The 18,677-nt window shown below is 70.6% G+C and carries 19 protein-coding genes; 10 read left to right on the top strand and 9 right to left on the bottom strand.

What is annotated here, in order from left to right; genetic code table 11:
* Positions 1-62: 62 nt before the first annotated feature.
* The 3 genes from AB0H32_RS23455 to AB0H32_RS23445 all read right to left on the bottom strand — a co-directional run bounded on the left by AB0H32_RS23455 (position 63) and on the right by AB0H32_RS23445 (position 3,496).
* Positions 63-1,259, bottom strand: a complete 1,197-nt coding sequence (locus AB0H32_RS23455; RefSeq protein ID WP_361123907.1) for a cytochrome P450 — start codon at positions 1,257-1,259, stop codon at positions 63-65.
* A gap of 123 nt (positions 1,260-1,382) precedes the next feature.
* Positions 1,383-2,117, bottom strand: coding sequence for a hypothetical protein (locus AB0H32_RS23450; RefSeq protein WP_361123904.1), 735 nt, complete (start codon positions 2,115-2,117; stop codon positions 1,383-1,385).
* A 161-nt stretch (positions 2,118-2,278) separates the two neighbouring features.
* The gene (locus tag AB0H32_RS23445) at positions 2,279-3,496 is read right to left on the bottom strand and encodes an MFS transporter (protein ID WP_361123901.1); all 1,218 of its coding nucleotides are present in this window, start codon (positions 3,494-3,496) and stop codon (positions 2,279-2,281) included.
* 358 nt (positions 3,497-3,854) lie between these two features.
* Between AB0H32_RS23445 and AB0H32_RS23440 the strand changes: the two genes are divergently transcribed.
* From AB0H32_RS23440 to AB0H32_RS23430, 3 genes are read left to right on the top strand one after another with little or no spacing between them, the layout of a single operon-like run.
* On the top strand, positions 3,855-4,916 hold the full coding sequence (locus tag AB0H32_RS23440; RefSeq protein ID WP_361123898.1) for an alpha/beta hydrolase: 1,062 nt from the start codon (positions 3,855-3,857) through the stop codon (positions 4,914-4,916).
* Between the two features lie 42 nt (positions 4,917-4,958).
* Positions 4,959-5,531, top strand: a complete 573-nt coding sequence (locus AB0H32_RS23435; RefSeq protein WP_361123895.1) for a CGNR zinc finger domain-containing protein — start codon at positions 4,959-4,961, stop codon at positions 5,529-5,531.
* Positions 5,528-5,773: a Smr/MutS family protein gene (locus AB0H32_RS23430; protein ID WP_361123892.1), complete on the top strand. Its 246-nt coding sequence runs from the start codon at positions 5,528-5,530 to the stop codon at positions 5,771-5,773. The genes AB0H32_RS23435 and AB0H32_RS23430 overlap by 4 nt, the downstream gene beginning before the upstream one ends.
* Before the next feature lie 28 nt (positions 5,774-5,801).
* Here the strand turns inward: AB0H32_RS23430 and AB0H32_RS23425 are convergent, their stop codons facing one another.
* Positions 5,802-7,070, bottom strand: a complete 1,269-nt coding sequence (locus AB0H32_RS23425; protein WP_361123889.1) for a Tat pathway signal protein — start codon at positions 7,068-7,070, stop codon at positions 5,802-5,804.
* A 290-nt stretch (positions 7,071-7,360) separates the two neighbouring features.
* Here AB0H32_RS23425 and AB0H32_RS23420 point away from each other — a divergent pair, with 290 nt between their 5' ends.
* Positions 7,361-9,280 carry a cellulase family glycosylhydrolase gene (locus AB0H32_RS23420; protein WP_361123886.1) on the top strand — a complete coding sequence of 640 codons (1,920 nt, stop codon included), beginning with the start codon at positions 7,361-7,363 and terminating at the stop codon, positions 9,278-9,280.
* Positions 9,281-9,398: 118 nt separating this feature from the next.
* Entirely contained in the window at positions 9,399-10,196 is a 798-nt protein-coding gene (locus AB0H32_RS23415) for an SAM-dependent methyltransferase (protein ID WP_361123883.1), read from the top strand.
* Positions 10,197-10,242: 46 nt separating this feature from the next.
* Here AB0H32_RS23415 and AB0H32_RS23410 read toward each other — a convergent pair whose 3' ends face one another.
* Both AB0H32_RS23410 and AB0H32_RS23405 read right to left on the bottom strand, forming a co-directional pair.
* Positions 10,243-10,455, bottom strand: coding sequence for a hypothetical protein (locus AB0H32_RS23410; RefSeq protein WP_361123880.1), 213 nt, complete (start codon positions 10,453-10,455; stop codon positions 10,243-10,245).
* Positions 10,456-10,535: 80 nt separating this feature from the next.
* On the bottom strand, positions 10,536-11,408 hold the full coding sequence (locus tag AB0H32_RS23405) for a class I SAM-dependent methyltransferase (protein WP_361123877.1): 873 nt from the start codon (positions 11,406-11,408) through the stop codon (positions 10,536-10,538).
* Between the two features lie 103 nt (positions 11,409-11,511).
* Between AB0H32_RS23405 and AB0H32_RS23400 the strand changes: the two genes are divergently transcribed.
* Positions 11,512-12,003 carry a peptidylprolyl isomerase gene (locus tag AB0H32_RS23400; protein WP_361123874.1) on the top strand — a complete coding sequence of 164 codons (492 nt, stop codon included), beginning with the start codon at positions 11,512-11,514 and terminating at the stop codon, positions 12,001-12,003.
* A gap of 105 nt (positions 12,004-12,108) precedes the next feature.
* Here the strand turns inward: AB0H32_RS23400 and AB0H32_RS23395 are convergent, their stop codons facing one another.
* Both AB0H32_RS23395 and AB0H32_RS23390 read right to left on the bottom strand, forming a co-directional pair.
* Positions 12,109-12,438, bottom strand: a complete 330-nt coding sequence (locus AB0H32_RS23395) for an AzlD domain-containing protein (RefSeq protein ID WP_361123871.1) — start codon at positions 12,436-12,438, stop codon at positions 12,109-12,111.
* Positions 12,431-13,075: an AzlC family ABC transporter permease gene (locus tag AB0H32_RS23390; RefSeq protein ID WP_361123950.1), complete on the bottom strand. Its 645-nt coding sequence runs from the start codon at positions 13,073-13,075 to the stop codon at positions 12,431-12,433. Before AB0H32_RS23390 ends, AB0H32_RS23395 begins: the two co-directional genes overlap by 8 nt.
* 167 nt (positions 13,076-13,242) lie before the next feature.
* On the opposite strand from AB0H32_RS23390, the gene AB0H32_RS23385 reads away from it, so the two are divergent.
* Together AB0H32_RS23385 and AB0H32_RS23380 are read left to right on the top strand one after the other, a co-directional pair.
* Complete coding sequence (locus AB0H32_RS23385) at positions 13,243-13,701, top strand: Lrp/AsnC family transcriptional regulator (protein WP_361123868.1); 459 nt, start codon at positions 13,243-13,245, stop codon at positions 13,699-13,701.
* A gap of 166 nt (positions 13,702-13,867) precedes the next feature.
* Complete coding sequence (locus AB0H32_RS23380; RefSeq protein ID WP_361123865.1) at positions 13,868-14,659, top strand: ribonuclease BN; 792 nt, start codon at positions 13,868-13,870, stop codon at positions 14,657-14,659.
* A gap of 49 nt (positions 14,660-14,708) precedes the next feature.
* On the opposite strand, the gene AB0H32_RS23375 is transcribed toward AB0H32_RS23380, so the two are convergent.
* Positions 14,709-15,599, bottom strand: coding sequence for an NmrA/HSCARG family protein (locus AB0H32_RS23375; RefSeq protein WP_361123862.1), 891 nt, complete (start codon positions 15,597-15,599; stop codon positions 14,709-14,711).
* Between the two features lie 681 nt (positions 15,600-16,280).
* Here AB0H32_RS23375 and AB0H32_RS23370 point away from each other — a divergent pair.
* Positions 16,281-18,107, top strand: coding sequence for a hypothetical protein (locus AB0H32_RS23370; RefSeq protein WP_361123860.1), 1,827 nt, complete (start codon positions 16,281-16,283; stop codon positions 18,105-18,107).
* Positions 18,108-18,135: 28 nt separating this feature from the next.
* Positions 18,136-18,564: a hypothetical protein gene (locus AB0H32_RS23365; RefSeq protein ID WP_361123857.1), complete on the top strand. Its 429-nt coding sequence runs from the start codon at positions 18,136-18,138 to the stop codon at positions 18,562-18,564.
* Positions 18,565-18,677 lie beyond the last annotated feature (113 nt).

Raw genomic sequence — 18,677 nt, 5'->3', positions numbered from 1 at the left:
TGCCGGTGGGCCGGGGTCCGGCTCGCCGCCCGTCCCCCGGCCGCCGGGTGTACCCGCGCCGGTCAGTGCATGAGTCTGAGGGGCAGTTCCTGAAGGCCCCGGAAGCTGACGTTCGACCGCCAGACCAGATCTTCGGTGGCGAGCTCGATCTTCGAATAGCGGCGCAGCAATTCGGTCAGCACGATGGCGGTTTCCATCTTTCCGAGTCCGGCGCCGAGACAGTAGTGGGGGCCGCCGCTGAAAGCCAGCGTCTTTGTTCCGGTGCGTGTGACGTCGAGCCGATCGGGGTCGGGATAACGCTCCGGGTCACGGCCGGCCGCGCCGAAAAGAAGCATTACCTTGGCGCCCTCGGGGAGCGTGACGTCTCCGAGTTCGACGCTCCCGGCCAGAATTCTGGATACAATCTGCACGGGAGAGTCGTAGCGGGATATTTCATCGACGGCGTTGGCGATCAATTCCGGATCGTCGCGCAGCGTCCGTAACTGTTCGGGGTGCCGGAGGAGCGCCAGGAGGCCGTTTCCGACCAGATTGACGGTTGTCTCGTGGCCCGCGACGAACAGGAATTGAATGTTGGCGATGATCTCTTCGTCGGTCAGCCGGTCGCCCTCGACGTCGGAGTGCACGAGGAGGGACAGGATGTCGTCACGCGGCGCGGCTCTGCGCTCCTCGATGTGGCCGGACACATATTCCCGGAACTCCACCTCAGCCGCGTTCATGCCGGCCGTGTCCTCAACGGTTATCGAGGGGTCGATCACCCGGCTGATGTGTTCCGTCCAGCGACGGCACCGGTCGCGGTCATCCGTGGGCAGGCCAAGGAGTTCGCAGGTCACGGTCACGGGAAGAGGAAGAGCGAGACCCTGAATGAGGTCCGTCTCGCCTTCACCCAAGGCGTCCAGCAGCCGGACGGTCTCAGCGGACACACGCGGCCTCAATCGTTCCACCGCGGCGCGGGTGAACACCTTGCTGATCACACTGCGGATCCGCCGATGGGCGGGCCCGTCGAGCATGAGCATCCAGTTCTGCACGCTCCGGACGAGCGGACTCTGCGGCCCGCCACGCCGGTTGGCCCAAGTGGTGTTCCGGTAGAACTCGCTCGACGCCTCCGGTGCCCGCAGTACGGCATCGACATCGGCGTAACGAGAAAGAACCCAGTAACCGAAGTTCGACCGGTGGATCGGATCCGTCTCACGCAGGCGTCGGTAGATCGGGTAGGGGTCGGTACGTACTGACGGATCTCGCGGATCGAAAGCTACGGTCATTTTCATCCCGTCCCGGGGTACGATTACCCGTCCATCTCCAGGCCGCTCATCATTCCACAGGGCGGGACGGGAAGTGAAGACGTTTCAAATGTGCGACGGAGCCCGCCCCTTCGGATCCTCCTGCTACTTCAGGATGTTGACCGCCCGGGCGACGACGAGGACCACGGTCACCAAGGACACCGAGGATTGCAGCATCATCAGCATTTTGGCCCACCGCGACAGCGGCATGACGTCGGTCGGGCTGAAGGCGGTGGAATTGGTAAACGACAGGTACAAGTAGTCGAGGAAGGCCGGTTCCCAGTCCTGTGGCGCGACCTCCGGGCTCTGCATCTGCACGAAGAGGAAGTCGGCGAACTGCTCCCGGCCCAGGGCCCGCGCCATCGGGCCGCCTCGATCCCACTCCCAGTACCACAGGGCGAACACGATGACGTTCGTCAGCCAGATGCCGCCGCCGGTGAGCAGCAGCGGCACCGCGTCGGCTCCAGCGCTGCCGTTCACCAGGTCCGCCACGAGCCGGACCGCCGCCAGGCCGTTGGCGAGGCTGATGACACAGATCAGAGCCAGGCCCAGCCACCGCAGTCGGCGCGTCGCGGGCTCGACCCGTCGCGGGTTCGCGGCGATCAGGCCGGCCAGCAGCACCAACTCCAGTACGGGCAGCGCCCAGTACGGCGGGAGCGAGAGCCGGTGGGGCAGCATCAGCTGAAGGGCCACCGCCACCAGGATCACGGCGGTGACCGCCCAGCGCGGCTCACCGTGCGTCGCCCGCCGCCATGCCGGGACGAGGTCGCGCTCCCCGCTCTCCAGCAGCCGCTCGATCCTGGCCAGGCGGCTCTCGGCGTTGTCCATGTCTTCGGTCATGGCGACGATTGTCCCGGGTCGCCTCGGCTCGCCCACGGGAGGCAAGGCGCAGGGGCTGCCGCGGGACAGTCCCGGGCGAGGACGGCCGCGTCATGGGACTCTGCCTCGGCCGGGCCCACGGCCGGACCGCGGCCGGCTTCACGACCGGACCGCGTCCGGCTTCACGACCGAACCGGGGCCGGGGGCAGGTTGTGTCTCACCCACACGCCCACTGCCGTCACGAGCAGGACCGCACACGCCGTGAACACCACACCGGCCGTGCGCACCCCGAGCGCCACCGCCATGGCACCCACCCCCACGACCGGCAGCGAGATCCCCACATACGCGACGACGAAGAACGCCGAGATGGTGGCGCCCCGGTGCGCCCCGGGCGCTGCGTCGCTCACCTCGGTCAGCCCGGCACGGAACGCCATCCCCTGCCCCGCGCCGCCGGTCAGCGCGCCGGCCAGCAGCACCGGAAAAGCTTCCAGAAGCAACGAGGCCCCGATGAGGAGAAGTCCGACGACCAGCACTGCACAGCCCCAGGGCAGGGCTCGCCGCGCACCGATCCGCCCCATGAGGATCTGCCCACCGGTCGAGGCGCAGAACACGCAGAAGACGACGGCACCGGCGACCGCAAGATTGCGCTCCCCGAGCGTCTGCGTGAGAAAGGCAGGGGCGACGGCGGTGAACAGACCCAGCATGGAGAAGCCCGCGAAGGCGGCGAGGGCGCAGGGCCCGAACACTCCACGCACCTCCGGCGGAACCTTCATGCCCTGTGGCCGCAACGACGGTCGCGGCTCGGCGCGCGGCACGGTCTCGGCCAGCAGGCAGACGACGGTCACGGCGCCGGCCAGCAGCACCAGATGGACGAGGAAGGGCAGTTTGAGGGGCCAGGGCGCATACTCGGCCAGGATGCCGGAGACGAGCGGGCCGAGGCCCAGCCCGCCCATGTTGGCCGCGGTCGCGGCCAGTCCGGCACGCCCGCGCAGGCCGGGTGGCGCCAGTTCAAGTACCGCAGCGGTGCCCGTGCCGCTCAGCAGGCCGGCCGAGAAGCCCGACAGCACACGTCCCGTGTACAGCAGCGGCAAGCCGCCCTCGGTCAGGAAGCAGACCGCGCTGAGCGCGGCCAGCCCGAGCGCCGCGAGCAGCAGCGGCCGCCGTCCCAGCACGTCGGAGAACCCGCCCGCGATCAGCAAGGCGGAGATGACACCCACCGCATAGACGGCGAACACGACCGTCACGATCAGTTCCGAGAACCCGATCTGCTCCCGGTACAGCCCGTACAGCGGTGTGGGCAGCGTGGTCCCCATCATCCCGACGGCGAAGACGCCCGCCGCGGCCTTGTACCCCGGCCGCCGCCGGTCCCGCAGCCGAGGCTCGGCGTCGCTGTTGATCACACTCCACCATAGGCATCGGGCCTCCGACCGTGCCCGAGGACGGGGCGGGGCGATTGCCCGGGAGGCCGGGAGGCCCGGAGGCCGACGCACTTGAAGGCCGGAAGCTCGGTAGGCCTGAAGGCCGGAGCACCCGGAGGCGGAGCGCCCGGAGGCGGGAGCGCCCGGGAGACCGGAACGCGCTCTGCGGCGCAAGGAGCCCCTCGGCCCACGAGAAGCGCATGCGTCACCTGCTTGCCCGGTGACGCACCCTGTGTCACAGTCATCAAGCACACACTCCCCGTACGACCACGAACCGTCGGGCTGCCTGTCCGCCCTGCTGCGCGCAGACTGGCACGCAGAGAGGCACGGAGGGCTTCGGATGATCAACAGGCGCACCTTCAGCAAGGCGCTGGGCGTGGGCACCGGCGCGACCGCCGCTTCACTGGCCGGCCTGCAGGGACTCCCCACCGCCTCCGCGGCCGCACAGGACGGAGCAGGGTCGCCGACCATGCCCGCGGTCACGCCGGGCACGCACACCTCGTTCGACTCGCTGAAGCAGGCCAGGGCGGGCCTGCTGGACGTCGGCTACGCCGAGGCAGGTCCCGCTCACGGCCCGGCGGTCATCTGCCTGCACGGCTGGCCGTACGACATCCACAGCTTCGTGGACGTGACTCCCCTGCTGGCGTCACATGGCTACCGGGTGATCGTCCCCTACCTCAGGGGGCACGGCAGCACACGTTTCCTTTCCGCCCGGACGTTCCGGAACGGTCAGCAGTCGGCCGTCGCCCTCGACATCATCGCCCTGATGGACGCCCTGAAGATCGAGAAGGCCGTTCTCGCCGGCTTCGACTGGGGCGCGCGGACCGCCGACATCATCGCGGCCCTGTGGCCCCACCGCTGCAAGGCCCTGGTCTCGGTGAGCGGATACCTGATCACCAACCTCGAGGCGAACCTTCAGCCGTTGCCGCCCAAGGCCGAGTACGCATGGTGGTACCAGTACTACTTCGCGACGGAGCGAGGCAGGCTCGCCATGGAGGACAGGACCAAGCGCCACGAACTGACCAGGCTCGTCTGGGACACCGTCTCTCCGACCTGGGACTTCGACGACGCCACGTTCGAGCGCACGGCCGCGGCCTTCGAGAACCCCGACTACACCGACATCGTGATCCACAACTACCGGTGGCGGCTGAGCCTCGCCGACGGCGAGCAACGCTACGACGGCATCGAGAAGCAGCTTGCCGCACGGCCGGTCATCTCGGTGCCCACCATCACCCTCGACGCCGAGCGGGACCCCTTCACCGCCCCGGGAAACGGCGACGCATACCGGGACAGGTTCACGGGCGCGTACGAGCACCGCACCCTGGCGGGCATCGGTCACAACGTGCCCCAGGAGGCACCCGCCGCCTTCGCACAGGCCGTCGTGGACGCGGACCGCTTCTGACGGTTCTTGCGGACCTCTCTCGTCACCTGTCAAGATGGTGATGTGAACCTGGAGCATGCCTTCGTCTGTGGGAGTCCGGCCCTGGACTTTGCCGCGACCCTCCGCGCACGTCGCACCCTGGCCTTCGAGATGTTCGTGTCACCCGAGCGCCTGGACGCGTGGTACGTGGAATCCGGCATCGTGGACGCCATCTCCCCCAGCCAGGACGGCGACGTCGAGCAGGCCGTCGCTGTGCGCGAGGCGCTGTACCGTCTCGTCACCGCCCGCCGCCTCGGCGAGCCGTACGACGACGAAGCCCTCGCCACGGTCAACGGTGCCGCCCGCAGGCCCTCGGCCACGCCCCAGCTCACCACGACCGGACGATGGACCGTCGCAAGCCCGGATGCCGCCCTGTCGAGTGTCGCCCGGCACGCCGTGGAGTTGCTGAGCGGACCGGACGCACCGCTGCTCAAGGAGTGCGGCAACCCCGAGTGCACCCGTATCTACATCGACCGGTCCCGCGGCATGCGCCGGCAGTGGTGCGGCATGGAATCCTGCGGGAACAAGATCAAGGCGGCCGCCTACCGCGCCCGCAGGAAGCAGGCGCAGGCCGCACCGGGAGGGGACACCGCATGATGTCGCTCGATCTCCATCCGATCTTCCGCAACAACCGTGACATTGAGCTGACGCTACGTCAGTTCCTCTTCCGGGCCGCCAACTCGGGCGAGCCGGTCGTGGAGATCATTCCGGGCAAGGGGTCGGGGCGGCTCAAGACCCGGGTACTCGCGTTCCTCGACCAGAAGCACATCAAGAAGCTGTACGTCCGCCGGGAGGTCGACTCCGGCAACACGGGCCGCATCCTTGTCCACTTCAAGTGAGGTCCATCGGGGTGAGCCGCCCCGAGGATCAGTCGACGAACTTCATGGCCGGGTACCGGGGTGAGGGGCGGTCCAGCAGACGGCCGTCGGTCCCGCGCAGCCAGTGGTCGAAGAACGCGGACACGTAGGCCTCATTGGTCCGGACGGCAATCTTCGGATCGATCGTGCCGATGTCGTCCTTCCGGGTGGCGCACGGCAGGTGCAGCTGCGGGACCAGGGCCTCCGCGTCCGTGAACGAGGCGTGCTCGGAGCCGAGGAGCTTGAGCTGGTGGGTCCAGCCGGGTGTATGGGCCCGGAATGCGGTCCAGCCCGGGCCGGTGTCCGTGTCCCCGTCCTGCCCCATGAGCAGGAACGGCCGGTCGAGCCCGTGCTCGGCCACGGGCATCAGCGTGCCGTCGTAATTGGTCAGATTGCCGTCCAGATTGATCCCGGCGCGGATCCGCGGGTCCGCGTCCATGGCCGTGGCGGTGGCGGTGCCGCCCAGGGAGTGGCCGAACATGCCAACCCTGGACAGATCGAGCGTGCCGGCGAGTCCGTGGGGCAGCGGCCGGCCGTCCACGTCGGGATTCCGGCCTGCGTTCACCAGACCCAATTGGTCCAGCACGAAGCCGGTGTCGGCGTTCCGGATCGTGAGGGCCTTCTTGATGAACGCATTGGCATCGTCCGAAAGATCGAGAGTGGCCAGCGAACCGTCGGGGAACTCCACTTCGGGGGATTCGTAGGTGTTGTCGATGGTGACCACGACATAGCCGCGACTGGCGAGATCCGTCACGAGCGTGGTGCCCCACGTCCGGGGCTCCCCCAGCCCCGGCGAGTAGAGCAGCACCGGCCGTTTCCGGTCCCCCCGGGCGACCGCGGCCCCCTGTACGGCGTGGGTGACGGTGGCCGCCCAGTCGGCCCGCCCGGTCGGCACATGCATCCCGAGGTAGTCGTTCGCGGTCACCGAATCGAAGTGTGCTGCGGCTTTGGGCAGCATGTAGGGCGCTGCCGGACGGCCGTCCGCATGTGTCGTGGGGTAGTACACGCTGACCATCAGCCGGCGGTCGCGCCCGTCGGTGTGCCAGGGGTCCTGGCGGGAGGTGTCGGTGAGGTGCAGCGACACCTCGCCGACCTGGAACCTGCCCGTCGGGACCGGCAACCGCATCCGGGTCGGCTGCGCCGCCGGCGCAGAAGATGTCGCGGCTTGAGCGGGAAGCGCGGCGATGGCGAGGTTCGCGAGCAGGGCCGTGCAGACGGCCGCGGCCCGCAGGCCCCGCTTGCGCGGCGCTCGGTTCCCGCTCGGCTGTGTCTTCGTCATGCCCCCATGCTGCAGGCCCTGTTCCCGCCTCCACCATCAGGAACAACCCCTGCTCGGACCGGAGTCGTCCCCTAGGGGCCGTGGGGACACGGACAAGGCCAATGCTTGGCATCGGGCGCTGACAGCCGGCCTGCCCGTACGGGTGCGGCTCCTGTTCGACCGATTCCTGCCCACACGCTGGACCTTCCGAGCACCACCGTGCACGGTACTGCCCCGGAGACACACCGCCCGCCCGGTGCGGCTCATCTCCACCGTCACCAGAACTCCCCCGACAACCGAGGGCTGCCCCCATGTGGAATGCACCAGCTGTGCTGCGTCTGACCGGAACGGCCGTGGGTCTGCTGCTCCTGGCGGCACAGACGACACCGGCGTCCGCCGCCCCGCCGCCCCCGTCACGGGCCGCCCGGGCCGCGGACCCCGCCCCGGCCTCGGACACCTGGTCCGCACCCCTGTCCACACGCGGCCGCTACATCGTCGACGCCCACGGCGACCGCTTCCGTCTGAAGGCGGCCAACTGGGACGGAGCGCAGGGATCGTGGACGGGCAGCGGCAGCGTCACCGACCCCGCCAACCATCACGCCGGCCAGAACTCCTACGGCATACCTCTGGGCCTGGACCGTGTCCCGCTCGACCGACTGCTCTCCGACTTCCACCAGCTGGGGATCAACACCATCCGGCTCCCGTTCTCCAACGAGATGATCCACAGCACCACACCCGTCCCCGACGCCGCGGTGGGGGCCAACCCCCAGCTGCGGGGCCGGACACCCCTCCAGGTCTTCGACACCGTGGTCGACGCGCTCAGCGGGAGCGGCTTCGCCGTCATCCTCAACAACCACACCCATAGGTCCCGATGGTGTTGCGGGATCGACGGCAACGAGCGGTGGAACAGCGGGATGTCCACCCAGCAGTGGGCCGACGACTGGGTCTTCATGGCGCGCCGCTATGCCGACGTCCCCCGCGTGGTCGGGGCAGACCTGTACAACGAGGTCCGGCGCGACGTGCTGGACGACCCCAACTGGGGGCTGGGCGACACCCACGACTGGTACGCCGCGGCCCAGCTCGCCGCCGACCGCATCCTCACCGAGGCCGACCCCCGTCTCCTCATCGTCATCGAGGGCATCAACTGGACGGGCGTGCCGGTGGACGGGCTGCCGCACGGCCGGCCGATGCTCACACCCGTGCGCACCCTGTCGCACACCCTCGTCGACGCCCACAAGCTGGTGTACTCCGCCCACTTCTACGGCTACACCGGTCCGCACCACAGCGGTGCCACGGGCATCGGCGAGACCCACGATCCGCGCTACCAGGACCTGACCCGCGACCAGTTGGACGCGGCCCTGGACGACGAGGCGTTCTACGTCGAAGAGACCGGCCGGCACTTCACCGCACCCGTCTGGGTCAGCGAGTTCGGCATCGGCGCGAACGAGACGAACGCGGCGGCCCGTGCCTGGTTCGGCAACGTGACCGACTACTTCGCCGACCATGACGCCGACTTCGCCTACTGGCCGCTCGTCGGCTTCGAAGGCCACGACGACTGGGCGCTCCTGCGGTACGACAGCGCAGGGCATCGCACCGGCATCCTCGACTCCGGCGACTGGCGCGGTGCGGCATGGCAGCACCTCATGGCCGCGCCGAGCAACACCGGTCCCGTAGCGGAGGTTCCCACCTGGCGCATGCTCGCCACCGACCACGGGGACGCCGTGGAGTCCCTGCGCGTGCGGGACACCGGCGACTGGGATCGCGGGGCGTACAAGGCCGCCTGCCCCGACGGGCTGCGTCTGACCGGTCTGGGCCACACCAGTGGTCGCGGTCTGTGCACCGACGCCGGTGAGCCGGACCTGCGCGCCTCGGCCCCGGGTCAGACGGTCGTCGTCGACGAGCGCAACGTTCCGGCGGGCGGCGACTGGGCGTCGGGATACACCAAGTTCCAGTGCCCGTCGGGTTCCTTCCTCATCGGTTACAGCCTGCGCGGGGAGCGTCTGTCCGCGGCCCTGTGCGTCCCGGGTCGCGTGCCGCTGTCGGGTTCCGCGCGCACCGTGTGGTTCGACCGGTCCGACAACCGTCCCGGTGACGCGGCGGGCGGGGACTTCGCCCACGGCGACTACAAGGGCCAGTGCGCGGCGAACGAGTACGCCGCCGGGATCGCCTTCACCACGCGGGTGGGCAGCCGTCCGGGTCCCGATGCCCTGCTGTGCCGCACACTGCCCTGAACGGGACCTCGCCGGTGCGGTACGGGGCAACTTCTGGCCAAAGCCAAGGAGTTGATGTGAGAAGCTTTCGTCGGCCGGTCACGGGTGGGGCCGTGGCGGCCGTCGAGAGGAGCGCAGCGTGGGACAGGACGGCTTCAGGGTCGCTGAGATCGACACCAGCAGGCCGCACCCTGCGCGGATCTACGACTACCTGCTGGGCGGCAAGGACAACTACGCCGTGGACCAGCGGGCCGGGGACGAGCTCGCCGCCGCCGCGCCCGAGGTGCGCATCGGCCTGCAGGCCAACCGCGCCTTCCTGCAGCGAGCCGTCCGGCACGTCGTCGCCTGCGGCGTACGCCAGATCCTCGACATCGGCACCGGACTGCCCACGTCGCCGAACGTCCACGAGGTCGCCCACGAGACGGCTCCGGACGTGCGGGTCGCGTACGTCGACAACGACCCGATCGTGGCCGCTCACGCGAACGCGCTGCTCAGCAGCTCCGGTGCGACCAGCGTCGTGCTCGGCGACCTGCGCGACCCGCAGGCCATCGTGGACGACCCCGACGTCCGTCGCACCATCGACTTCGACGAGCCGGTCGCCCTGCTTCTCGTCGCCGTCCTGCACTTCCTCACCGACGCGGAGCGGCCCGCGCAGGTGGTGGCCACTCTGCGCGATGCACTGCCGGCCGGCAGCTTCCTGGTGCTCTCGCACGCCACGGGCGACTTCGCGGACCGCAGCGCGGCCCAGGCCGTCTACAACAGGGCGACCGCCACCCTGAACCTGCGCTCCCGCACCGAGGTCGAGGGGTTCTTCGACGGCTTCGAGCTGGTCGAGCCCGGCCTGGCCCAGGTGCCGTTCTGGCGCCCGGACGCCACGCCGCCGCCGAGGTCCCACGAGATCGGCGTCTACGGAGGCGTGGCCCGCAAGACGGTCTGACGGCAACGACCGAGCGGGCCGGAGAGCCGCAACAGGAGGAACGTCCTCACGCCGACTCCCGCACCACCAGTGCCGGGTCGAACACGACCGACGTCGGCCCGGTGCGGGCGCCGTGGATGTGCTCGTCGAGCAGACGGGCATGTCCGCGGCCATGTCCTCCACGGGCTCTGCGGACGGTGGCGAGACGGGACCGGCAGCCGATCACGAGGGCTGGGGCCTGGGCAGTTGCTGCTACTACAACGTCGGGCAGGTCCACCACGCCCTCGACCGTGGTGCCGTAGCCGTGAGGCGGCCCGTCTCGGCCGAGCCGGCTTCGAGGTGTGCATCGCCACGGCTCGGTCAAATCCTGTCCGGCGGGCCGGCCGTGACGGACCCGGGCGGCTTGCGCCACACGAACACCTCGGTGCCGGGCCTCCGTTCACAGAACCGGCCCGTCGGGGAGCAAGTGCGCAGCAGCCTGCGCAGGTCCGCTTCGAAGGCGTCCCGGTGCGGGCCGAACAGGCCCGGAGCCGAGGACGACATCGAGAACACCCAGGCGACCACGTCGTCCTCGCCGCGTTCCAGCACCTGTCCGCCGGGGACGACATGCCGCTCGGGTCCCAGGAAGCCCGCCCGGTGGAACACCGCCGCTTCACCGCCGGGTGTCCCGTTGGGCAGCACTGCGCGCCCGGCACGGCGGACCGGCCCCAGATAGTCCCGGACCAGTTCGCCGATGGCCGGGCGCGGCACAACCGGATACGGCAGGCTCTCGGTGGCGAGCCGCTCGCCCTCCAGGTGAGAGACGTGCACCAGCGCGCCGCCGGGCGTGAGCATGCCGTACACGGTGGCCGCCACACGGTCGCGGTCCGTCCAGTGGAAGGACTGGGCGAAGACGGCCACGGTGAAGGTGCCCAGGTCCGCGGGAAGATCCTCGGCGCGGATCTGCACCCAGCGCGTCTTCCCGGCGCCTGTCTCCTCGGCGGCCCGGCGTGCGGCCTCGCCGAGCATCCCGGGGTCGGGATCCACGCCGACGACGTCGTCGAACAGGTGGGAGAGGGGCAGGGTCAGGGTGCCGGGTCCGCAGCCCACATCGATCAGCCGCCCGGTCCCGTCCAGCCCCAGCACGTCGGCCAGCCGCGCCACCAGGCCGGGGGCGTACGGCAGACGGCCCCGTGCGTAGTAGGGGGCCGTCCCCTCGAACAGGGTCTCGTCCCACTCCCAGCCCTCGGCCATGTCAGGCTCCTCCCCCTTCGTTCCCGGGCCCGCCGCACGACACAGACGCCCCGAACCGACCCTTCTGCACATCGCAGCACTGGTCAACGGTAAGTTGATCGCCATGAGTGACAACGTGTACTTCGACATCACCATCAACGACCAGCCGGCCGGCCGGATCGTCTTCAAGCTGTACGACGACGTGGTCCCCAAGACCGCGACGAACTTCCGTGAGCTGGCCACCGGCAAGCACGGCTTCGGATACGAGGGTTCCTCCTTCCACCGCGTCATCCCGCAGTTCATGCTGCAGGGCGGCGACTTCACCCGGGGCGACGGCACCGGCGGCAAGAGCATCTACGGCGAGAAGTTCGCCGACGAGAACTTCAAGCTCAAGCACACCCGCCCGTACCTGCTGAGCATGGCGAACGCCGGCCCCAACACCAACGGCTCGCAGTTCTTCATCACCACGATCGTCACCAACTGGCTGGACGGCAAGCACGTCGTCTTCGGTGAGGTCGTCGAGGGCCAGGACGTCGTCGACGCCGTCGAGAAGCTGGGCAGCCAGAGCGGCAAGACCAGCGCGAAGGTCACGATCGCCAAGAGCGGCACCGTCTGACCGACGCTCGCCCGCGCACAGCGGGTGAGGACAACGCCCCGGTGATGACGCCGGTCGGAGCTTTCCTGACCGGCCGTCTCACCGGGCGTCCTGTTCTCCGCGACCTCAGCGGGCGAAGACCGTGCTGGCGAGCGCCACGTGGACGGCGGTGCCGCCGAGGATGCTCAGCAGTGCGTTGCGACGCCACAGGTGCAGTCCGACCGTGACGGTCAGGGCCGCGAGCGGGGCCAGCACGCGGGCGTGGGACAGCGGCAGGTCGCGCAGGCAGTAGACGACCAGGATCACCATGATCCCCGCGGGCATGCGGGTGCTGAGGTGGCGGACGGTGCCGCTCGCGCGCATCGGGGCCAGGGCGGCGAACGGCAGGGCGCGCAGAGCCCAGGTCACGGCGACGGAGACGAGGACCGCGGCGACGAGGTAGGACGTGTCAGGCATGGCTCGGCCTCCTGCCGGAGGTGAGGTGTCGGGCCAGGAGCCCGGCGGTGAACAGGGCGAAGGCCACCGGCAGCAGCTGGCCGGGGAGGAGCAGCCGGGCGGCGAGGGCGCTCAGGAGCGCGAGCAGCGGGGTGAGCAGATCGCCCCGCCGGTCGCGGACGGTGTCGAGGGCCAGCACCGTGAACAGCGCGGTCAGCGCGAAGTCCAGGCCGGTGACGCTGTCGGGGATGAGGGAGCCGAGCAGGGCACCTGCGGTGGCACCCCCGGCCCAGTAAAGGTGCATGAACAGCTGCAGCCAGAGGATGCGCGGACCGGACCAGGAGCGGCCCCGGTGCCCGGCAGCAAGGGCGTACGCCTCGTCGCACAGCGCGAACGTGCTGTACGTCTTCCCGAGCCGCCCCTTCACCCGGTCGAGGGGGAAGGACAGGGCGTAGAACACGTGCCGCAGGTTCACCAGGAACGCGGACACGGCGACGGAGAGCAGCGGCGCGCCGGCGGTGACCATGCCGATCAGCAGGAACTCGAACGACCCTCCGTAGATCAGCGCGCTGGACAGGCTCGCCCACCACCAGCCGACGCCGGAGTGGGTGACGAGCACCCCGAAGGCGATGCCGAGCGGGACGAAGCCGAGGCCCACGGAGGCGGAGTCCTCGAACGCGGCCCGCGCCTCGGAGGACGTCCGGGGCGGAGGAGTGGGATCGATCCGGGCCGGGCCGTCGGCGACAGCGGGGGATGTTGGCATGGAGATATTTTAGGAAAAATGTCATGTCATATGGTTACCGATAATGTCCCTATGATGGGTCCGTGCGCAATGAAGTGAAACTCGACGCCATTGATCGAGACATTCTGTACCACCTGCGTCGGGACGGGCGGCTGACCAACGTCGAGCTGGCCCAGCGGGTGGGGCTGACCCCGCCGCCGTGCCTGCGCCGGGTCAAGCGGCTGGAGGAGGCCGGCGTCATCGCCGGGTACCGCGCCGTAGTCGATCCCGAGGCCGTGGGCCGCGGGCTGGAGGTCCTCGTCGACGTCGAGGTCAGCGCCAACGACCGGACGACCTTCCTGGAGTTCGAGGACACGGTGGCCTCGTACGAGGAGGTGATCGAGTTCCGGCGCATGTACGGCCGCCCCGACTATTTCGTCCGCGTCGCCGTCGCCGACCACGCCGCCTACGAGTCCTTCCTCACCGAGAAGCTGAGCGGACTGTCCTGCGTCCTGCGCATCGACTCCCACCTGACCATGAAGACGATCAAGTCGGGCACCTGAGTCCTGTATCGCGCGGGATCGCGTTGCTCTCCGGCATGTCCGGCCGGGCGAGTTGGCATCTTTCGTCCGATCATGGCTGCAGAGACTCATCGCGGGCCGCCCGTGCGACGGCGGCGGCGCACGACGGCCGGCGACGAGCACGGTGCGGCGAGCACGGGAGGGACCCGTGAGTCAGTGGCGGCGCGGCCTCCACCGAGCTTGGGAGTGGCTCGGTGTGCGCATCCTGTTCCGGCGCGGCCGCGACCTGGAGCTGATGCACCGGGCCATGGGGTTCGCCACGCTGGCCCTGGTGACGCTGGCTCCGCTGCTGATCGTGGTCGCCGCGGCCGACCCGCTGGTGCGGGGCGGCTTCGCCTCGTGGCTCTCCGACGGCATGGGGCTGTCCGGGCAGTCCGCCGACGCGCTCACCGGCATCATCAGCCCGCCGCGCGAGGTCGTCGGCACCACCAGCGTGCTGAGCCTGGTCCTGCTGGCGGTGTTCGGTGTGTCCTTCGCGGGCAGCGTGCAGAACGGTTACGAGCGGGTCTGGAATCTCGCGGCCGGCCCCTGGCACCGGGTCTGGCGGCAGGTGACCTGGCTGGCCGCGCTGACCGCCTACCTCTACCAGGAGGTGCAGACCCGGACGGCGCTGCACGGGTTGCAGCGGGTCACGGTGTCCGTGCTCAGCGCAGTGCTGTTCTTCTGGTGGGGCCAGCGCTTCCTGCTGGGGGGCCAGGTCCACTGGCGCACGCTGCTGCCGGGCGCGCTCGCCACCGTCGGCGGCCTGGCCGGCCTCAGGGCCTTCTCCTCCCTCGTCTTCGCGCCGCTCATCGTCACCAACGCGCTGAACTACGGCGCGGTCGGGACCGTACTGATCGTGGAGTCGTGGCTGATCGGCGTCGGGTTCGTGGTGTACGGCGGTGCGCTGTTCGGGCGCTGGTTCTGCGAGCACCACTGGATGCCGTCCCACGAGGAGTGAGCGAGCCGGTCGGTCACGGCCGCGCCCGGAACCGCTTCGAGGTTCCGGGTCACGACGGCTGGGCCTCCTTCCGGGCCGGGGCGAGCAGGGTGGGCCAGTCCTGGGCGGCGGCCCAGTCGGCGAAGGTGTGCCAGCCCACCTCGGGGTGGGCGCGGCGCAGGCCGGTGACATCGACGTCGAGGCCGGTGGTGCTGAAGTAGGCGAACATCGCGGCGAGGTCGTGCGAGTGGGTGCGGACGACGGACAGGGGCACCTCGCGGTGCGTGACGGGGCGGCCGGCGGCGGCCGAGAGGACTGCGGCGATCTGGGCGGCGCCGAGTTCGTCGGAGGCGATGTCGATCCGCCGGCCGGTGAAAGCGGCGCGGCGCTGCAGGGCCAGGGCGGCGAAGGCACCGATGTCCTCGGCGGGGATCAGCGTCAGGGGGCGGTCGGCCGGCATGGGCCAGGCGAAGCTGTTCTCGCGCAGGCCCTCAAGGGTCCAGCCGGAGGTGAAGTTGTCCATGAAGGCCGCGGGGGCGATGACCGTCCAGGGGATGTCCGTCGCCCTCAGGTGACGCTCGATCTCGTCCTTGCTGTCGTAGTGCGGGATGCCCGTGCCCCGGTCGGCGTGCGCGGCCGAGGTGAACACGATGTGGCCCACACCCTCGGCCACCGCCGCGTCCAGCAGGGCCTTGCCCTGGCGGACCTCGGTGGCGGTGTCGGTGCCGAACGGGGTCGTCACCGCGAAGAGGGAGTCGGCGCCCGCGAGGGCGGCGTCGAGGGAGAGGCTGTCGTCGAAGTCTGCGTGGCGGACGTCGGCGCCGAGCCGGCGCAGGGCTTCGGCCGCCGGTGCGGCGGGAGTGCGGGTGAGGGCACGGACCCGGTGGCCGGCGGCGAGCAGGGCACGGGCCGTGGCACAGCCCTGGGCGCCGGTCGCGCCGGTGACAGCGATGGTGAGCATGAGGACTCCTGGAGGGAGAGTTCGCGGGGAGGCGAAACACGGATACACGTCTGCGTCGCACAATGAGTGCGCAACGAAGGCAAATATAGCCACACTTCCCTGTGTCGCGCAGATAATTGGGCGTGGGGTGGACCACGCACCGGCCGTGGGCCGCCCAGAGCCGTGCGGACAGGGGACTGCGCCCACCGGCGTGCAGTCGCCGGAGCCCGTGAACTCCGCGATGGAGCCGTTGCCCTCGAACACGGCCACGGATCAACGGGTGCACGGCCAGGCCTTGTTGCCTCCGCACTCGGCGAGTGGCTTCCGGCAGGCGGTCGTGGTGACGACGTCCTGGAAGTTCGCCCGCCGAGCACGGCCCGTCAGACAGGAGCGCGGCCGTGGACCTACGGTCATGCTGTCGTTGCGGTGTTACGGAGTTGCGGCGGGGCCGTCGGCGGACGACCGGGGGCCGGCCGAGGGCGCCTCGGTCGCAGCGCGCGCCATCGGTGACTTGTCGCTTCCGCAGGCGCAGCCGGGGGCGGTTGCGGGCGACGCGGAGGGCGCCTCTCGCGCCGTCCGCGCCCCCACCGCACGCCCTTGCCCCGATGGACGGCTTCCCCTTGTGCGAAGCCGTTCTTGCCCCCCGGCGGCGCTGCTAGCTTCAGGGCAGCGGGGCATGACGGATCGGGGGAGGCGACGGTCATGGCCGGGGGGAAACAGGACGACGACGCGTACAGAAGGGCAGCGGATCCGGCCGTGGATGCGGCCGAGCATCTCGCCGCGGCAATCGGCACCGACGCGTGGCCGGAGGCCCAGGACCAGATGGCCGGGCTCCTCTGCGAGGAGGACGGTTCCGCCGGTGAGCGCATTCGGGCCTGGGCCGCGGAGGCACTGCGCCGGGAAAGCGAGGACCGGAACGCCTATCTCGTGGATTCGCTGCCGAAGTGGGAGCGGGAGATCGCGGCAGTGCTCGGGGACGACCCCGCACGCGCGGAGCGGGCCGGCCGGTTCGCCGAAACGGTGAGGTCGCTGCTGCCTCCGCCGGACGCCACCACCACTCAGGTGGCCGCCGCCAGCGGCAGTGGCACGGTCAACGCGGTGCAGAACGGCAACATCTACTACCAGGTCGTACTGGGCCTGGCCGCACGACCGCGCAGGCTCGGCCGCGGCACGGCCATCACCACGACCGTCGTCACGGGCACGGCCGCGGCAGCGGGCACGGGCGCCGCGGCACGGCACTGGGCCGGCGAGGCGGTGCAACAGGCCGGCCGCGGACATCTCCCGCAGGCACCACTGGCCGACCCGGCCCCGGCATCGACGGCGGCAGCTTCCCACACGACTGCAGCATCCGCGGGGGCTCCGGCACCGGCCGGCGGCACGGGGGCGGCAAAGATCTCGGCCCTGCTCTCAAAGGCCGGTTCGGCCGTGCTCGGGAAGGCGTCGACGGTCCTCGGCGCCGGGGCCGGAGGCGTCAGCATCCCCGTGGTGTCCGTCGTGGTGTCGGTCGTGGTGGTCGCCGTCACGACCGTGACCGTCGTGGTGACGCACAGGTCGCAGCAGGGCTCGTGCGGCGCCGCCGTTCACGGCCAGTCGGCCCGGGTCGTCCTCGCGGAGGCCGCGCGCCGGGTCGAGCTGACGAGCTTCCGTTTCGACGTCACCCGGGGCCCGCACCATGTCACCGGCGCGGCGGACCCGCAGTCCCGCAACGCATGGTTCGCCCAGAGCCTGACGGGCGGTCCGGTCGTGACCGGCACCATCACCCAGGGCAAGGTCGCACTGCCCGCCGGTACGGCCACGGCCTCCGGTGGCAATGACCGCTGGGTGCGCAGCGACGGCGCCTTCACCGACGCCGTCGATCCGGCTGCGCCCGCACGGCAGTTGCGGTCGGTGGCCACCGCGCGACGCAAGGGCTGCACGTTCACAGGAACGCTGGCCCCCTCCCCCTCCCCCTCGCCGACCCCGGCGGCGTCCGCGAGTCCCGTGGCGGCACCGCTCGCCGCGCGGGCCGGCACCGCCTCCCCGTCACCGGCGGGCGGCGGAACCACCGTGGGGTTCACGGCCCGCATCGACAGCCGGGGCCGACTGGAACGCCTCACGACAAAGGCGCCCCCGGACGGGCTCTCCGTCTCCGCCGCCTACTCGGACTTCGGCCTGACCGTCACACCGTCCGCACCACCGTCGGACACCACGCATCAGCCCCCGTCGTCCTCCGCGACGCGCACCGTGACCGGCAACTGGACCGGCACCTGGGCGACCGACCTCGCCACCGGCGACTTCACGGCACAGCTGACCCAGAACGGCCACCGGATGACCGGCAGGCTCACCGTCGTGGGCACCGGCTGTGACCTCGACGGTCCCATCAGCGGCACCGTCGGCGGCGACCGCATCAGCTTCGGCACGGTGCGCAGCACCGGGAAGATCACCTTCTCCGGCGGCCTCGACGGCGCCGGAATGCACGGCACGTTCACCACCGACTGTTACAACGCCACCGGCGACTGGACCGCCCGGCGTTCCCCTGCCCCGCAATAGGACCTCGGAGCCTCAGGAGGGCACATCAGTGATCAACGACTGGATGTCCGAACTCGGCGCGGCGGGAGCGGCGGCCCTCGTCGGTGCCGCCTCCACCGATGCCTGGCAGGCGGCCCGTGACCGCTTCGTAGGCCTTCTGGGCCGAGGCGACCGGGGCCGCAGCGAAGTGGCGGCCGGGCGCCTGGACGCCCTGCGGCGCACCGCACAGACACCGGACAGCGAACGGGAGTTGGCGGCGGCTCGCCGAGCCTGGCAGGTCCGCCTCGAGGACCTCCTCGAAGAGCATCCCGATGCCGCCGCCGAACTCCGCGCCACCATCGAGTCGCTGCCCGCGCCACGCCACACCGGCTCCTCGTACCGGCAGTACGGCAGGGCCCAGGACCACGGCACCGTGAACATGAACCAGCACGGCGACCAGTTCATCCGCGAAGCCCGCCCGCACACGCCCAACGGCTGACGAGAGCCCCCGGGGACACCGCGCGAACGCCGCCGCCCGATCCCCCGGCCGATCCATAAGGGACCGGCCGCGCCGACTCGCCCTCCCACGCCTGTGGGAGGGCGATGTGCGGG

It is taken from the genome of Streptomyces sp. NPDC020362 (assembly GCF_040642095.1).
Classification (GTDB): Bacteria; Actinomycetota; Actinomycetes; order Streptomycetales; family Streptomycetaceae; genus Streptomyces.
Note: the sequence above shows the minus strand (reverse complement) of the source record. Positions and strands in the feature narration are given on the sequence as shown.

Excerpts from the sequence above, each read along its gene's own strand:
- AB0H32_RS23400 (WP_361123874.1), top strand. The coding sequence starts at position 11,512 with ATGAGTGACAACGTGTACTTCGACATCACCATCAACGACCAGCCGGCC.
- AB0H32_RS23450 (WP_361123904.1), bottom strand. The coding sequence starts at position 2,117 with ATGACCGAAGACATGGACAACGCCGAGAGCCGCCTGGCCAGGATCGAG.
- AB0H32_RS23425 (WP_361123889.1), bottom strand. The coding sequence starts at position 7,070 with ATGACGAAGACACAGCCGAGCGGGAACCGAGCGCCGCGCAAGCGGGGC.
- AB0H32_RS23375 (WP_361123862.1), bottom strand. The coding sequence starts at position 15,599 with ATGCTCACCATCGCTGTCACCGGCGCGACCGGCGCCCAGGGCTGTGCC.
- AB0H32_RS23430 (WP_361123892.1), top strand. The coding sequence starts at position 5,528 with ATGATGTCGCTCGATCTCCATCCGATCTTCCGCAACAACCGTGACATT.
- AB0H32_RS23420 (WP_361123886.1), top strand. The coding sequence starts at position 7,361 with ATGTGGAATGCACCAGCTGTGCTGCGTCTGACCGGAACGGCCGTGGGT.
- AB0H32_RS23370 (WP_361123860.1), top strand. The coding sequence starts at position 16,281 with ATGGCCGGGGGGAAACAGGACGACGACGCGTACAGAAGGGCAGCGGAT.
- AB0H32_RS23405 (WP_361123877.1), bottom strand. The coding sequence starts at position 11,408 with ATGGCCGAGGGCTGGGAGTGGGACGAGACCCTGTTCGAGGGGACGGCC.
- AB0H32_RS23440 (WP_361123898.1), top strand. The coding sequence starts at position 3,855 with ATGATCAACAGGCGCACCTTCAGCAAGGCGCTGGGCGTGGGCACCGGC.
- AB0H32_RS23395 (WP_361123871.1), bottom strand. The coding sequence starts at position 12,438 with ATGCCTGACACGTCCTACCTCGTCGCCGCGGTCCTCGTCTCCGTCGCC.
- AB0H32_RS23455 (WP_361123907.1), bottom strand. The coding sequence starts at position 1,259 with ATGACCGTAGCTTTCGATCCGCGAGATCCGTCAGTACGTACCGACCCC.